14 protein-coding genes are annotated in these 15,786 nt (G+C 43.9%); 6 read left to right on the forward strand and 8 right to left on the reverse strand.

All coding sequences use genetic code 11. The features are described from left to right. Positions 1-46 precede the first annotated feature (46 nt). Positions 47-691: an outer membrane beta-barrel protein gene (locus F0232_RS15855; RefSeq protein WP_105059336.1), complete on the reverse strand. Its 645-nt coding sequence runs from the start codon at positions 689-691 to the stop codon at positions 47-49. Between the two features lie 150 nt (positions 692-841). Here F0232_RS15855 and F0232_RS15860 point away from each other — a divergent pair, with 150 nt between their 5' ends. Next, positions 842-2,731 (forward strand): DUF294 nucleotidyltransferase-like domain-containing protein, encoded by a 1,890-nt coding sequence (locus F0232_RS15860; RefSeq protein WP_061031638.1) that lies wholly within the window; start codon positions 842-844, stop codon positions 2,729-2,731. Positions 2,732-2,736: 5 nt separating this feature from the next. Continuing rightward, positions 2,737-3,453, forward strand: coding sequence for a 3'-5' exonuclease (locus tag F0232_RS15865; RefSeq protein WP_105059335.1), 717 nt, complete (start codon positions 2,737-2,739; stop codon positions 3,451-3,453). 76 nt (positions 3,454-3,529) lie between these two features. Here F0232_RS15865 and F0232_RS15870 read toward each other — a convergent pair whose 3' ends face one another. Then, positions 3,530-4,222, reverse strand: a complete 693-nt coding sequence (locus F0232_RS15870; protein ID WP_105059334.1) for an MOSC domain-containing protein — start codon at positions 4,220-4,222, stop codon at positions 3,530-3,532. A 65-nt stretch (positions 4,223-4,287) separates the two neighbouring features. Then, on the reverse strand, positions 4,288-4,530 hold the full coding sequence (locus F0232_RS15875; RefSeq protein ID WP_105059333.1) for a hypothetical protein: 243 nt from the start codon (positions 4,528-4,530) through the stop codon (positions 4,288-4,290). Between the two features lie 87 nt (positions 4,531-4,617). On the opposite strand from F0232_RS15875, the gene F0232_RS15880 reads away from it, so the two are divergent. Then, the gene (locus F0232_RS15880) at positions 4,618-5,430 is read left to right on the forward strand and encodes a helix-turn-helix domain-containing protein (protein ID WP_061031642.1); all 813 of its coding nucleotides are present in this window, start codon (positions 4,618-4,620) and stop codon (positions 5,428-5,430) included. Between the two features lie 37 nt (positions 5,431-5,467). On the opposite strand, the gene F0232_RS15885 is transcribed toward F0232_RS15880, so the two are convergent. The 4 genes from F0232_RS15885 to F0232_RS15900 all read right to left on the reverse strand — a co-directional run bounded on the left by F0232_RS15885 (position 5,468) and on the right by F0232_RS15900 (position 11,483). After that, positions 5,468-7,474: a GGDEF domain-containing protein gene (locus tag F0232_RS15885; RefSeq protein WP_105059332.1), complete on the reverse strand. Its 2,007-nt coding sequence runs from the start codon at positions 7,472-7,474 to the stop codon at positions 5,468-5,470. Then, positions 7,471-8,619, reverse strand: a complete 1,149-nt coding sequence (locus tag F0232_RS15890; RefSeq protein WP_061031644.1) for an extracellular solute-binding protein — start codon at positions 8,617-8,619, stop codon at positions 7,471-7,473. Before F0232_RS15890 ends, F0232_RS15885 begins: the two co-directional genes overlap by 4 nt. 343 nt (positions 8,620-8,962) lie before the next feature. Continuing rightward, positions 8,963-10,057: a 3-phosphoserine/phosphohydroxythreonine transaminase gene (serC, locus tag F0232_RS15895; protein ID WP_061031645.1), complete on the reverse strand. Its 1,095-nt coding sequence runs from the start codon at positions 10,055-10,057 to the stop codon at positions 8,963-8,965. A 163-nt stretch (positions 10,058-10,220) separates the two neighbouring features. Then, positions 10,221-11,483 (reverse strand): DUF945 family protein, encoded by a 1,263-nt coding sequence (locus tag F0232_RS15900; RefSeq protein ID WP_061031646.1) that lies wholly within the window; start codon positions 11,481-11,483, stop codon positions 10,221-10,223. Between the two features lie 184 nt (positions 11,484-11,667). Between F0232_RS15900 and F0232_RS15905 the strand changes: the two genes are divergently transcribed. The 3 genes from F0232_RS15905 (at position 11,668) to F0232_RS15915 (ending at position 14,937) form a co-directional block, all read left to right on the forward strand. Then, positions 11,668-13,611, forward strand: coding sequence for an ATP-binding protein (locus tag F0232_RS15905; protein ID WP_105059331.1), 1,944 nt, complete (start codon positions 11,668-11,670; stop codon positions 13,609-13,611). Next, positions 13,604-14,101, forward strand: a complete 498-nt coding sequence (locus F0232_RS15910; RefSeq protein ID WP_061031648.1) for a response regulator — start codon at positions 13,604-13,606, stop codon at positions 14,099-14,101. The genes F0232_RS15905 and F0232_RS15910 overlap by 8 nt, the downstream gene beginning before the upstream one ends. 293 nt (positions 14,102-14,394) lie before the next feature. Beyond that, complete coding sequence (locus tag F0232_RS15915) at positions 14,395-14,937, forward strand: hypothetical protein (RefSeq protein WP_004741569.1); 543 nt, start codon at positions 14,395-14,397, stop codon at positions 14,935-14,937. Positions 14,938-15,077: 140 nt separating this feature from the next. Here F0232_RS15915 and F0232_RS15920 read toward each other — a convergent pair whose 3' ends face one another. Continuing rightward, positions 15,078-15,659, reverse strand: a complete 582-nt coding sequence (locus F0232_RS15920; RefSeq protein ID WP_004741568.1) for a TfoX/Sxy family DNA transformation protein — start codon at positions 15,657-15,659, stop codon at positions 15,078-15,080. Between the last annotated feature and the right edge of the window lie 127 nt (positions 15,660-15,786).

The following is a 15,786-nucleotide window of genomic DNA, read 5'->3' on the forward strand; positions in this document are numbered from 1 at the left end:
AAGCTGGCTTTTTTGTAGCTGTCGTAACGCATTAGATTTAATTCTATTAGTACTCGAGGAAGAACTCGACACCTAACTCATTCGTCCTCTCACTTACGCCTGTGCTCCCCTCACCATCTCTATGTTGGTATGAGCCACCAATCGCAAACTTGTTGGTCACTAAATAACGTAAACCTAGGTGGTAAATCTCTTCATCGAATAAATCGCTGCGGTTAAGTTGCACGCTACCGTTCGCAATCCAACGTTTAGCAAAGCCATAGTTAAGCTCGGCTTTAACACCTTGGACAAATTCCGTGTCCGACTCTAAGGTCTCGTTGGTGCCATTCAGCTCAACTTCCCCTTTAGTCACACCAAGCAAATAAGAAGCGACAATATCCAAGTCTTTCTTGATGCTATAACGATAACCCGCACCAGCCATTAGTGTATCAATACGAGTAGTACTCTCGTCAGGGTGGATGAAACGCGCGCTATAATCACCAAGCAGTAACCAATCATCGGTCATGGTGTAGCTAATACCTAATCCAAACGCCGATGCATTATTATTGCCCCCAGCGTCTTCGTTTAAACTGCCTGAATGCGCCGTTGCATAAACGTGGTCGTAATCAAGAATATCCACACTGTGAGTGTCTGCCCACAAACTTGGAGAAAACATAAAAACTGCAGATACAAAACTAAGCTTCCACTTCGACATTCCCATCATCCTTAAACTGTCACTCCATTATTTGAAAGGTTAGTCTATCCCTAAGACTTTAAAAAGGTTTTAGCTCACAGATTGATTTGTGACGGCAAATTATTATCAAATGTTGTACCATGAAATCATACAAACCAATGGATGATTACTATGGATGCTGAGTTATTAGAGATTCAAAACTTTCTGGCGCAATACCCCCCTTTCAATGAGCTCCCTGAGGAGATGTTGACGAAAGTGACCAGTAGCGTGGAAATTTCTTATTACCGCCAAGACACACCTATCATTCACTTTGGTGATCAAATTCATGACCTGTATATGGTTCGAAGCGGCGAAGTCGAAGTCTATCGTCGTAAAGGCGAGCTGTATAACCGCCTTGATGAAGGCCATCTGTTTGGTCAAATGGGCCTGCTTACCAACAATAAGGTACGCTTCCCAGTAAAAGCGACCGAAGATACGCTGCTCTATTGCATTCCTGAGCCTATTTTCCAAGAGCTCTACGATAACTACGACTCTTTTGCGGATTTCGTAGAGGTTGAGGATAACGCGCGCTTACGTCAGGCAAACTCAAGTAATAACGATGCCAACGACCTCACGACATCTAAAGTGAAAACGCTGCTGACCAGTGAAGCACCGATGATTGAGAAAACGCGCACCATTCAACAAGCGGCCACCATGATGGCGGAAGAGAATGTCTCTTCCTTGCTGATCATCGACCCTGACATCGTTGAAGATGATGAAGACGACTCAACGCCCGTTATCGGTATTATTACAGACCGAGATTTGTGCACTCGCGTACTGGCAGAAGGTCTAGATCCATCCGATGAAGTCTCTAGCGTGATGACACCTGAGGTTATCTCTCTTGACCACAATGCCTATGTATACGAAGCCATGATGACCATGCTTCGCTACAACGTGCACCACTTACCTGTCCTGAAAGATAAGAAGCCAATCGGTATTATCGAAGCGACCGACATCGTCCGTTACGAATCTCAAAACTCGCTGCTCTTAGTAAGTAGTATCTTCCAGCAACAAAGCATCGAAGATCTCAAAGTGCTCTCTGAGCAAGTGAAAGACAGCTTTGTCCGTCTCGTTAACGAAGATGCCAATGCTCATATGGTTGGCACCGCAATGTCGGTAATTGGTCGTAGCTTTAAGCAGCGTATTATCGAACTCGCCGAAGAGCAGTTAGGCAAATCACCAATTCCATATTGTTTCCTAGCATTAGGCTCTATGGGGCGTGATGAACAACTGCTGGTGACAGACCAAGATAACGCCATCATTCTTGATGACACCTACGACGAAGCAAAGCACGGCAAGTACTTTGAAGCACTCTCAAAATTCATTTGTGACGGCTTAGACCAATGTGGTTACGTGTATTGTACGGGTGACATCATGGCGACTAACCCAACTTGGCGCATGACACGCAGAGAATGGGAAGAGTGCTTCGCCGACTGGATTGATGATCCAAACCCGAAAGCGCTATTGAACGCATCGATCTTCTTCGACCTAGATGGTGTTTATGGCCGCCTGAAATGGGCAGAACAGTTAAACAGCTTTATCGTAAGACGTGCACGTAAGAACAACCGCTTCCTGGCGTGTCTGGCACGTAACGCGCTCAACCGTACTCCACCACTTGGTTTCTTTAAAGACTTCGTTATGGAGAAAGATGGTCGTCATAACAACTCCATCAACCTCAAACGACGTGGTACGGCTCCTCTCGCCGATTTGATTCGAGTTCACTCTCTTGCGGTGGGCTCTCGCTCTAAAAACTCATTTGAGCGCTTAGACGACATTATCGACGCCGGTATTTTGCCAAAAGGCAGAGCACAGGATCTTAAGGACGCAATGGAGTTCATCTCTCTGGTGCGCATTCGCCACCAAGCGCACGATGTTGATAACAATGTTGAGCCGGATAACAACATCGAACCGGAAAACCTGTCTGATTTTGAACGTCGTAACCTTAAGGATGCATTCCAAATCTTAAGTAATGCGCAAAACTTCCTTAAGTTCCGTTACCAAGCCAGTAACAAGTTTAAGTAGGGCCTATGAACAAACTATTCAGATCACCCGCGGTCGATTGGCCATTTAAGTTTGCTCAAAAGCTTGAACGTGCCCAGGATGAACGCTTAAAACAGTTCTACAGCCAACCGCTTCCTGCGCCTGACACACCACTTTCAGAGGTGATGTTCTTAGCGTTGGATTTCGAAACGACTGGCCTGAACCCTTCTAAAGATGGGATCATCACCATAGGTTTGGTGCCATTCACCCTTAACCGAATCTACCTGCGACAAGCAAGGCACTGGACATTACGCCCAAGTCAGAAGCTAGAAGAGGAGTCAGTGGTAATCCACGGCATTACCCACAATGACATCATCGATGCACCGGATCTTGATGAAGTGTTGGATGAAGTATTGCAAGCGATGGCTGGTCATATTCCCGTTGTTCACTACCGTCGTATCGAGCGAGATTTCTTAAACAACGCATTGAAAGTGCGATTGAATGAAGGCATCGAGTTTCCGGTGCTGGACACGCTAGAGATTGAGTCTCAGATCCAGAACAAGCTGGCTGGCGGCCTGTGGAATAAATTAAAAGGTAAGAAGCCTGGTTCGGTTCGACTAGGGCAAAGCCGTCGTCGATACCACCTGCCCGACTACACGCCACATCATGCGCTTACTGATGCAATTGCAACCGCAGAGTTGCTTCAAGCACAAGTTGCTCATCACTTTTCGCCTGATATGCCGCTGAAGAGTTTCTGGCTATAACGGCAATTACGAAGCTCATCAGACTTAAAAAGCCCGCTATATCTCAATAGCGGGCTTTCTCTATCTAACGACTGGTTTATACCACTGTAGGCCCAACCAAGCGCATTTCCCAATCTTCGACTTTACCCGTTTCGAGGCGACGTGCAACAAGCGCTCCCCAAGACTCAACCAATGGCAATACCGTCATTTGACTTAATAAGTCTTTATCTAAACTTCCTGTAAAAACTGCCCCCATGATACGAGCAAGCGACCAATCAGGATAAGGACGCTCGCACAGTATGATCTCATCACCTGCACCGATCTCGCCCTCTTCTAACACTCGGAAATACCAACCGGTTCTGAGTGTGTCTTGCAGCCTTTTTGCCATATCGTGTTGGTCAAAACGCACATTGAGCTTCCAACAAGGCATACGCCCTTGCGATACTTCCAACAAAGTAGACCCAATACGGATTTTATCTTTTAAGCAAATCGATTGTTCGGTCACGCCGCTTGAGCTGATGTTCTCCCCAAAAGCGCCAGCTGATTGAAAAACACCTTTGTCGCCCAACTCCTGTTGCCAAACTGGGTAATGTTCGCTTGGGTAGATATGAAGGGCTTTTTGAATGCCGCCATGAAAACGCGGATCACCTTGCTCATCATTGGTAAAACCCAGCTCCGTTGCGTGTTGACGCTCCAACAATACTTGTTTGTTGATGGCACTTTTTGCACCATGTGCGAAAGCGACCGTTTTGCCTGCCAATACATTGTTTACCACGCCTAACTTCTTCATATCTCTCCCTTCTTGTCTCAATCTTATTGTTCTTTCTGCGAGAATATTGTCTTCTACGAGCAGTACTATCGCTCGCCTAATGATCTAAATATCGGAATCGCCGCCAACACTTCAATACTCTGGTCGGTGCTTTTGAGGTAGCGAGTCTCACTATCAGAAGCCAACACATGACGCTGATAGCCCTCTTCGATTGGAAACTTAGCTAATACAGTATCGAGTGATGTTTCACACTTTCTGCGGTCGATATTCTCAATATCAACTTTAAACAAAAGCTGGTTTTGTTTGGATATCTCTACTTGAAAGCGCATGCTCGTATCCTCTCGGCTTCATTCTATTTGTCGAGCATGATAGCCTAGGGTCGCTCCGTCAGAATAGGGACATAAGGACACTTAACCATGCTAACCCGCCAAATCGATTCTCGTACTGGAGTGGTCACCTCCAACAAGATGATGGTCGCCAATCCGAACTCGCCCGCGCTCGTTAAGACTATCGACATGCCGAAAGGTTACATCGATGCGATGCACCAACACACATGGCATCAAGTGATCTTTCCACTCAAAGGTTTGCTACAAACTCAAACAGAACACTATCAACACCTTGTGCCGCACACATCGGCTTTGTTTGTACCTGCCGGTATTTCACATGAATCTATCGCATTGAGCCATACCACGTTTGTTGGCATTTACCTTAACCCAGCCTTTGGAACAAAGTATGAGCCCGAAGTTAGAACCATTACACTGACTCCTTTTCTAAACGAGCTATTACAAGAAATTCGCAGACAGTGTGAGGGATTGGTGAGCGATGAAGAAGTGTCTCGCCTACTGTCCGTATTGCACGACCAAATAATGAAAGACAACGTACAGACATTTCAGCTGTTGTTGCCTCAAGACAGGCGCTTGAAGTTGATATTTGAGGCCCTCACTGATGAGCCAAATTTAGATTTATCGCTCAAAGCGTGGGGAGAAAAAGTAGGTGCATCCGAGCGAACCTTGTCGCGTTTATTTTCAAAGGAGTTCAACACCTCATTCCAGCTGTGGCGTCAACAAATACGACTGATTTACTCATTGTCCCTGCTAGACGAAGATGACTCAATACAAAGTATTGCTGATCAAGTGGGTTACCAAAACGACTCCTCTTACATTAAAGCCTTCAAAGCGACTTTCGATGTCACGCCACAGCAGTTTCGCTTTAATGGGCGTCGAAGCTAAGAACGCCCGCCTTTAGTCCTTAATTCCGACTCTAATTCTAACTAATGTTTGATTCGCGCGACTTTACTGCCTCAGACAAACCTTGGTAATAACGACGCTTTTGAAGATACATATCTTCATCGGCTTGAGAGAACAAGTCTTCTATACCGGTCGACTCTGTTGAAGCGACCCCAATCGAGAATCTAACCGGAATGCTACCGCCGGCTTGCGTTTCGACAACCTGCTCAAATTGATCTGCATATAGTCGTTGAGCTAATTGCTGAGGATCTTGTGCTTGTTGATCGGCTGGTGCCAAAGTAAGAATGGCAAATTCATCACCGCCTAATCGATACAGGTTGCTCGCCCCGCTTAACCGATTACGAATGACGTTTGTACAACCTTTTATCAGCTCATCACCCACGGCATGACCATGCTGGTCATTGGCGGCCTTTAATCCATTAATATCAATGATCAACAAAGATAAGCTATCTTTATTCTCGGTCGCGCATTGTTTATAAAATTCCAGATCTTCATCGAAGGCTTTACGGTTATAACACCCCGTAGGCATGTTGATACGATTCATATTTTCTAGCTCAACCCAACCTACTAACTGCTTTTGGTATAAGTCAAAAATCAGCTGGTCTTCTTCATTCAGCAAAGCAAAACTTTGAGAGAAAAAGTGACCAATCGTTATCTCTTTCGAGTCTTTTAAAACCTTGTAACGATCAGAAAAGTCGTTGTCCACGATTTCTCCGTCAGCAATACAACTAAAGCTGAACTCAATTAGGCAATTCGGAAGGAGTGATTCGAGTTGTCGATTAACATGTTCTGGAATCAGTCGGTATTCAACATTTTGCCTCGTGGAAGCAAACTTGACGATCTTAAGAATACGGTTTTTCTGAGACTCTTCACGAGCCAATGAATGCGTTAACCTACTCGTCTTCTCTTCTACGGTTTGCTCTAACTGAAGGTTGAAATTCTCCAGCTTGTGATTACTCTCTTGGATTTGGTGGTAAGCACTTCTTAACTGGTCATTACGAACTCGTGCCTCACTTAATTGATGCTGTATTCGTCCCCACATTTTTTCCAGCAAACGACTAAATGTAATGAACTCTGTAAAATGATGTTCATTTGCACCGTGACTAGGCGGTCGATTGTTTGAATAGGATTCAACAGATTCTGTCAGTAGATTCAATTGTTTAGAGAACCAACGATTAAGCACTAAAGCAATAACGATGGCAGCAAATAATGTCGCGAAGAATATTCGAATAAACACAACTTGAGATTGCTGCATCTCCAACAAACGAGCCTCATCAGACACCTGGTGTCTTACTCCTAGGACAAGATTTTTCGAAAACAAAGTGTTGTTGTTGGATACAATTTTACTGTGCGCCCAAGTGCTGTCTTGCGCATCAGAAGGTAGGTATTTAAATCCAACAGATTCGTTTTCATATAAGAATGGCGCGACTTTCGAATCTAATCTATCGTACCCCATCAACACGACAAGATAACCTTGTGGTGTGTAGTTGGAACCCTCGATGAGTCGATATGGCAGTATTGGTGCGACAAAAGCAATGCCTGACTTCGCATCATCAGCAAGTTCTGACTCAGTGAATTCAATATGGTACATCTTGCCTTGTGTATATGCAGGCTGAGGATGCTTGAGTTCCTCTAATAACTGACTTTGTTCAAAGTGGTACAAGCTGCCATTACTGTCATAAATGGGTTTCCAGTTGCGATCTAATATGTATGTCGCCGACACACTATCCGCGAGTGTGTTAAAGCTGTCCATCTTGTCCCACACAACGCTAGAGAAAAAGATATTCCCACCCGCTTTAATCAGGGAACGATCTTGTGAATACCATTGGGTGAGGCTGGCAGTAAGGTCGATCTGCTCCTGCACCGTTTGTTGTATACCAGCTTTAGAATTGGCCAGTTTGATCTCTTTCTGTTCCAAAGAGCTCTCATTCTGCATATTCAGTATGAGTTGACCCGCTAAATAAACAGGCAGCAAAGAGCAAGCAAATAACACTAAACCCGTCGAGTACTTCAATGAGAACTTCATTGTGCAGACCTCATGGTCGCTGAGTAATACGCGACAAAGTCATCGTAAAATTTATGTAGCTTCTGCTTTGGCATTCCCGATTTATATCGCTCATAAGCTCTGGCAGTTGCTTCCCAAACAATCGCCATTTTGTAGTCGCTTGACATCATTTGCGATGATTGAAATTCATCGTACATGTTTGAAAAGGTGACATTTCCCTCATCAACACGACGCTGATTCACCTCATGGAATGGAGAGATCATTGCATTTGAATGCGCTAAGTAGGTGAAACGGTTCGACTGCAAATACTCAACCACCTCTTTTAAAACTTCTTTGGTTCCAGGGTCTTGCATACCTTTCTTGGTCACTGCAAAAATCTTAGCGCCGCTAAATGAAGACATAGCCTGACCTCGATAGGTTGGTAAAGAGTTCACTTGCAACTGGCTGCCGTAGGCTTGCTCTAATTCACTAAAAGCCCAATCTCCATCAATTAAAAACTCAACCTCACCATCGATAAAACGTTGCCTTGCACAGACTTCATCACAAGACGATTTAATAACATTCTTCTTCTCGAGCATGTCGATAAACTCAAAAACAGACACTAAGTCCTCACCATTGATGGTTTTCGATGAGAGCTTCTCTTGTGAAAACAACTGGTAGAATGCCAAAAAGAAATACATGTTTGGATTGGGGAAAAGCACACTGGCTTGCATCGATTGAGACGAACGCTTCATTAGTTCCTCCCAAGTGATGGCTTGAGTTTGAGGCTCGTTAGAATAAAGCACTAACTGGTTGCCGATACCAACAGGTAACGCCTTAAGTTCACCGTTTAGCACCACTGAACCCAACGCTTTTTTCTCATAGCGTGAAGTATCAACCCAATTGGAGGGTAATGTTGCTAAATCAATATATTCAGTCAGACCTAAAAAATCGGAGGGTACCCAGATCGCATCTGGAAAAGTCTTATCACGAGGATCGGCAACAAGGAGTTCCGAACGAATACTGTTTACATTAAACGGGCGAATTTCGACACGATGCTCAGTCATAGATTCAATATGCTCTTTGACGTAACCTGCCGTTTCGTAATTGATGCCCACCCAAACTTCGAGCGTAGCAGCGCTGGTCAATACCGGGAATAATGCCGCTAATGTACTCAAAAACCTCACACTATTTCCTCATGGTAAAAACGTATCGTTAATTCAAGTTGCACCCACGCTGACAAATAACAAAACTCAAGTAATCGGTAGTGCTGACTACACGTTGGGCGAGACGTTATATAGCAAACATTCATGAATAAACAGAAAAAGTGACGCTTGCGGTTGATCTTTTCGCCCGAGAAACATTAGTGCTATCTATGCATAACACTTCTGTCTACAACTGCAACATATCATACCCTTTACGCATTTCTAGGCAAAAAAAAATGCCGCAAAAGCGGCATTCATCTCGTTTAGTACAATCGACACAACAAAAAGCAATTCAGCGCTGTATCGTTCACTAACCTGTCATTGATTAAGCGTATTTCTCTTCGAAATCTTTCATGAAGCTTACAAGCGCTTGTACACCTTCTAGAGACATCGCATTGTAAAGCGATGCTCTCATGCCACCGACTGCTCGGTGACCTTTCAGCGACTTAAGACCAGCAGCGTCAGCCAACTCTAAGAACTTCGCATCTAGCTCAGGTTTCGCAAGTTGGAATGGTACGTTCATTCTTGAACGGTTTGCTGCGTGCACTTCGTTCTTGTAGAAATCAGAATCATCAATCGCGTTGTACAGTAGTGCTGCTTTTTCTTGGTTCACACGCTCCATCGCTTCAACACCACCTTGAGCTTTCAACCATTTGAAGACAAGACCAGACAAGTACCAAGCGTACGTTGGTGGCGTGTTGAACATAGAGTCTTTTTCAGCAAGTACTTTGTAGTTAAGAATGCTTGGCAATACGTCGTTTGCAAGATCTAGCAGATCATCACGCACGATAGCGATACAGATACCCGCTGGGCCAATGTTCTTCTGCGCACCAGCATAGATAACACCATATTGAGACACATCGATCTTACGAGACAAGATGTTAGATGACATATCAGCAACAATAGGCTTGTCTGTTTGTGGTAGCTCACTGATCTCAATACCATCGATGGTTTCATTCGGGCAAAAGTGAACATACGCCGCTTCTGGGTCGATTTTCCAATCTTTAGCTGGAACTACAGCGGCTTTACCATCGACTGTCGTTTTTGCATTGAACACGTCGATTTCACAGTACTTGCTCGCTTCCGTAACTGCGCTTTCAGCCCAGTAGCCCGCATCAATGTAAGTCGCTTTCGTCGCATCACCTAACAGGTTTAGAGGAACAGCAGCGAATTGAGCACGAGCGCCCCCCTGACAGAACAGAACTTTGTAGTTGTCTGGGATGTTCAGAAGATCACGTAGGTCTTGCTCAGACTCATCAGCAACTTGAATAAACTCTTTGCTGCGATGACTGATTTCCATAACGGAAGTGCCTAAACCGTTCCAATCAATGAAGTCAGCTTGTGCTTGTTTCATTACTGGCTTAGGCAGAGCCGCTGGGCCAGCACTAAAATTGAATACGTTATCTAATGTAAGTTCCATGGGGATGATTGCTCCTGCTAAATAATAACTATGCAAGTAATACCATGTTTTACTCAACATAAAAACAACAAAAGAGGTCTTATGACCTCTTTTGTTTCGTACAGTACAAAATCTTTATCTTAATGCGCTAAATTGCCCTATGAGTATTCTTGCCTCCTCAGTTTTATTGAACAAAAGCCGGCATAAGTAGTGCAATTAGTGGAATTTCTTGTCCATTTTCAAACACTAGGTTTCCATTTTTTAGGTCAGCGCTGATTTCGTAACCCTTGTCCGTTTCTTTGATCATTTCCATCACGATCAACTCATCGATACCTTCGCGAATAAATGGGTACTCTTCTACCAGTCCGTTTGAGAAACTCGAGTGAAGATTACCCGTTAGTGCAGGCATAATCATTGAAGGGTTACTGCTGATGTTTTCTGTACCTTCAGGAACACTCACCAACCACTTCGATTCAAACTGGCCTTTGCCTAACTCTAGTGACATGTTGTTCATTGAAAGGTCGAAGCCCTTAGCAAATAGAATGTCAATGAATGGGATGATCTCAGCAACGTCTTCTTGTGTTAGAACAGGATTAGACTGGTAAATCTCAAAGATTTTCTCGAACGACTCGCTATCGAGTTTCGACATTTCGAAATCAACATTTAAGTTGTTCACTTGTCCTTCACTCGTCTCGATGTTTGCGATATCCAGTTTAAGGTTGCTACGCAGACGCTTGGTTGCATCATCCAGGTGCGACTCAAAATCATACGTTGAGTTCTCGATAGTCATGAATGGCTGCATTGCCGAATCTGAAATCAAGAAACTATCAATAGTGAAGTTCTGTGTACCAAGCCAGTAACCTTTGGCTTGTTGACCTGAACCGATGCCTTTCAGGTTTGATAACGTCACCTCTTCACCCGTTTCAAAATCGATCTGAACAGAAGGGATAGAAAGCTCGTAATCCACTTGGCCTAACACTGTCGCATGGCCTGTCAGGTTCGACTTAGTGATAGACACCGAGGTACCATTCTCATCAGTGCCTTGATGATTAAACTGGCTCAACTCGAAGTCGAAGTCCGTATTACCGTTTAGCTCTGTGCTCGTCGTTAATGTCAGAGGCAGAATGTCAGCATTATCGAACGTCGAAACAGCATTAAGACTAACCAAACCATGGCTAACCGCACTGTTAATGACAAACTCACTTGGTAAGCCATCTATCGCAAGCTGCTCTTTCAGATCTTCATCCGTTACAGTGATGCGAGTGGTTACATTAGAAGAAAGGTAACCCCTATCGTACTCAACGATCTCAGCTTGAATGCTCGAATTGTTAAGTTTTGCAACGCCATCAGTAATCGCATTTTGTCCAATTTGCCCAACCGCTAAAGGCCAGCAAAGAGCCAATGAGATTGCGCCGCCAATTGCGCCAATTTTTCTTAACTGTTCCATGAGTTCTCTTTCTACATGTGTTTGTTTTTTTTCAGTCTAACCCATCAGTCGCAAACAAGAAACATTGAGTTAAATCAGTCTATTGCTCGATACTGCAATTCACTCAGCAAATTAACGGCTAGCTCTCATCCTTATTCGACAGTTCTTGCTAGGCTAGAAGCGTCGCTACTACTAAGGGTAAACTGTGAATCAATACGCTGTTATCTGTTTGGACAATAATCCGATCAGCATTGAGAGGATACGTACGGAGTTGGCTCCGTTGTCTGGTGTTTTCGATATCTATACTGCCGAGAACATCGAAGATGCACACCACGCATTGGAAGACATCCATGACAACCACCAAACGGTCGCTTTGGTGATAACTCACCATCACTCTGAATTTAATGGCGTGCAGTTTCTTATTGAACTTGAACAGCTTCCTCATAGTAATACTGCTAGAACCATTTTGGTCAGCGCGTCGTCAGACATTCAATCCATTCTAACGGCAGTAAACGAAGGTAGGCTGAACCACTGCCTAACGAAACCGGTTCAGGATAAGGTTCTCTTCAAGTCGGCTCAAAAGGAGCTGACGTCTTTTGTTATCCAATACGACTCTGAAAACCTGTTGTCTTATAGTGATGCGTTAGATCAACAGCGCTTATTAAGAGCACACATAGAACAAAAGATTCAATCTTTTCAATCAGGTTTTATTCACGATTACCACCAGCTCTCAGACAATGCGCTCGCTGAACGTGTCTTCAATGCCTTGCAAGAGGTCTTCTCTAAAGATGACAAGACCAGAGCGATTCGCGATTACTCACCAGAGCATTTGTTAACGGTTGAAGGAGAAGATAATCGCTTCTTGTGGTTGATCATTGAGGGTGAAGTCGCTCTCTACAAGAAAGATGAATTAGGACAGCAGCGAGAGGTCGTGCGTCACTCTAAAGGCAACATAGTCGGCGGGATGTCATTTGTGACAGGCGAACCTTCGTTCTCTACTGGGCTCACCCTTACCCAGACACGAGTGATCAAGCTCGACAAAGAGAGTTTTGCTCAAGTGATGCATTCCAACAATACCCTACTTCCTCTGTTCACTAATCTATTACTCCGGCATTTCAATCGACGCTTACAGCGCAGCATCACCAATAAAATCAAGTTGCAACAAACGCTCGAATCATTGGAGTCCGCACACCAGCAATTAATTGAAAAAGAGAAGATGGCTATGCTTGGGCAACTTGTCGCTGGTGTCGCGCATGAGCTTAATAACCCCATAGCGGCAATTATGAGAAGTATTGAAACGCTATCAGAGCATCTAGACCAAATACTCGAGAACCTCGCTGTTCCCGAATCTAATAAAGGAACAGAGGTGTTAGCGTGTTCAAAATTAGCCAAACCGCTTTCGACTTCACAAGAAAGGCAACTGGTAAAACACCTTACATCAACGATCGATGACCGTGCTCTCGCCAAAAAAGCGGTTAGATTGAATTTAAGCCAAGATGCTAAGGTTTTAGAGACCCTGAAAGACTCACCTATCGCTGGTAGAGAGCTACTCAATGACTTAGAGCATTACCACTATGTTGGAAATTCTATCCGTTCCATTCAAGTGTGTAGCAAACGCATTGCCGATATGGTGAAAAGCCTAAAGAGCTATGCTCGTGAAGATGAAGAGGTTCGCCACTACGCCGATATCCATGAAGGGCTCGAAGATACCTTGGTGATTTTCGAAAACAGGTTGAAACATCATCAACTTGAAAAGCACTACGACGCCAATTTACCCGCTTTACTTTGCCAGCCGCTTGCATTGCAACAAGTGTGGACCAACCTTCTCTCCAATGCACTTGATGCCCTATCAGAGCGTGGCGAGGTGTCTATTACCACCTCCCAACAAACTAAAGACAATCAAACGTTTCTAGTAGTACAGATATCAGACACCGGCATTGGAATCGCGCAGGAATACATCAACTCTATTTTCAACCCAAACTTTACGACTAAAAAAGAGGGCAACTTCGGCTTAGGGATTGGGTTGTCCATTTCTCAACAAATTGTTTCGGCTCATCAAGGGTTTATTTTGGTTGAGTCTGAGGTAGGCAGCCATACGCACATGCAAGTGTGGCTTCCATTCAAACAAGAAGGAGCACCTCATGAATAAGTACCTAATTTTATGCGTTGATGATGAACCAGAAGTGCTCAACAGTGTGCTTCAAGACTTGGCCACATTCGAAGATAACTTCATCGTCGAGGGTGCAGAATCAGTGGATGAAGCCAAGCAAGTGATTAAAGAGATGGGACAAGATGGTATTCAGCTCGCTCTGATCTTGTGCGACCACATCATGCCTGAAAAAACAGGGATCGATTTTCTTATCGAACTTAACCAGCACGAATCTACAAAGCCAACACGCAAGCTACTACTCACTGGGCAAGCCGGACTGGAAGATACAGTAACCGCCATTAATAACGCGGCACTCGATTTCTATATTTCGAAACCTTGGCAAGGTGATCAGCTCAGAGATACCATTACTCAGCAGCTAACCGATTACGTAATTGCCAACGATAAACAGCTACTGAATTGGACTTCCATTCTTGATACAGAGCGCATCCTTACCTCGATGGCAGACAAGCGCACAAGCTTTGGAGAATAACGTTAACAATTAACGTTTGAAGGGCAATGAGATAAACAGCAGTCAATATAAGGCGCCAATGGATACATATAAAATTTGGATGATTTACTCATCTCGTTTTCTTATTTGCTCTAAAACATGAGATCTCCGTAGCAGACTGACCCTTAATTTGTTTATTTTTTAACTAAATGATTAAGGATTTACATTTTAATGGATTACTTTTCCGTGAGTTAGATTAAACTGTCTCGATGTTTATGGTTTGTCGATTTCTCTCAAGCCAAAGGAATTAACACTAATAAAGGTTTACGGTCGTTATGCGCAAAATACTACTTACTACCGCTATGCTGTTGGCTTCGAGCCAAGCGCTAGCTGTCGAAGAACAACCACAAGTAATGAGCAACTTCAGCTACGATTACTTTGAAGCACGTATCGGTGCTAGCCCTGTTACATTTGGTGGCGCGTTCAGTAAGTCTATCCACCCAAATGCTCACGCGATTGCGCGCATTGATTCAGAATTTGAAAGTGATTTCGACTCTGCTGTTGGTCTTGGCTTCCACGCTCCAATCAACAACTGGGCTGACTTAACAGGTGAAATGCTAGCGCGCATCGTTCAACCTGAACACACAAGCTCTACTGATATCGGCATGGAAGTGAACATTGGTGTTCGCCAATGGCTTGGTCCACAACTAGAAGTTGGTGGTAAAGGTGGTTACGTTTCTATCGATGACAACGATGATTGGATCGGTTCTGTTTACGCACGTTTCCACTCTACAGAGCTATTCTCTATCGGCGCTGAAGCTCGTATCAACGACTTCTACGGTGATCAGCTAATGTTCACAGCTCGCTTCAAGTACTAATACTTAGCTGACGAGTTCGAACCTTCGGGTTCTAAGAGAAGACTCAGTCTCTTTAGTCGAGACAGAAACAAAAAAACCGAGGATTTATTCCTCGGTTTTTATTTATAAACTGTAATTTCAAGCATATAAGGACGACTTCTTTAGTGGCAGCTCTTTAATAATTGCTGCTTGCGTGGTTCTTGTAATAGTTTCCAATGGATACCATCAATCGCACCCGCAAATTTCCAAAGTAGTTTTAGGTCAACATCGTTTCCGTACGCTTTGCGAACCTTATTAAATACTTCTGGTGCGCCTAACTGCATAAACATAGAAACATCATCGACACCCGCCTTTTTCACCATGCGCTCTAACGTAAGCTGCATGTTAGGAAGATCTCTTAATCTACGGCTAGCAGATGACTTCTTGAAGCTGCGCTGCTGAATTGAATTATCGATAGAAGTACGAATAATGCTATCCAATTCAGGATGTTCGCATGTGAACAGATCAGTAATGTCGTAGTAGTTTACGGTTGCTGTTGTCTGTTTTTTCACATGGCGATACTTTTCACAATCAAGATCTGCCAGTTTTTTATCTAATGACTTGCCACCTCTAATGAATAAACAACCTTCACTCAATAAGGCAAACATAGCGTCATTTTGAAAGAGGCCAATACCTCCGAACATAGAACGTTTTTGATGCTCACCAAATTGATTCACGTAATTAATAAATGCTGTCTCGGTCATATCCGTTGATCCTTAATCAAATTACCCCGATTAGGTTGATCACCAGACAAGCAGCTTTTTATGCGAAAAATTTTTTAAATCTATTTTTATTGTTTAGGTGAATATTATAGTTGCGTTTTTCACCTTT

The sequence above is a fragment of the Vibrio sp. T3Y01 genome, from assembly GCF_013114525.1.
In the GTDB taxonomy this organism is placed as follows: Bacteria; Pseudomonadota; Gammaproteobacteria; order Enterobacterales; family Vibrionaceae; genus Vibrio; species Vibrio chagasii_B.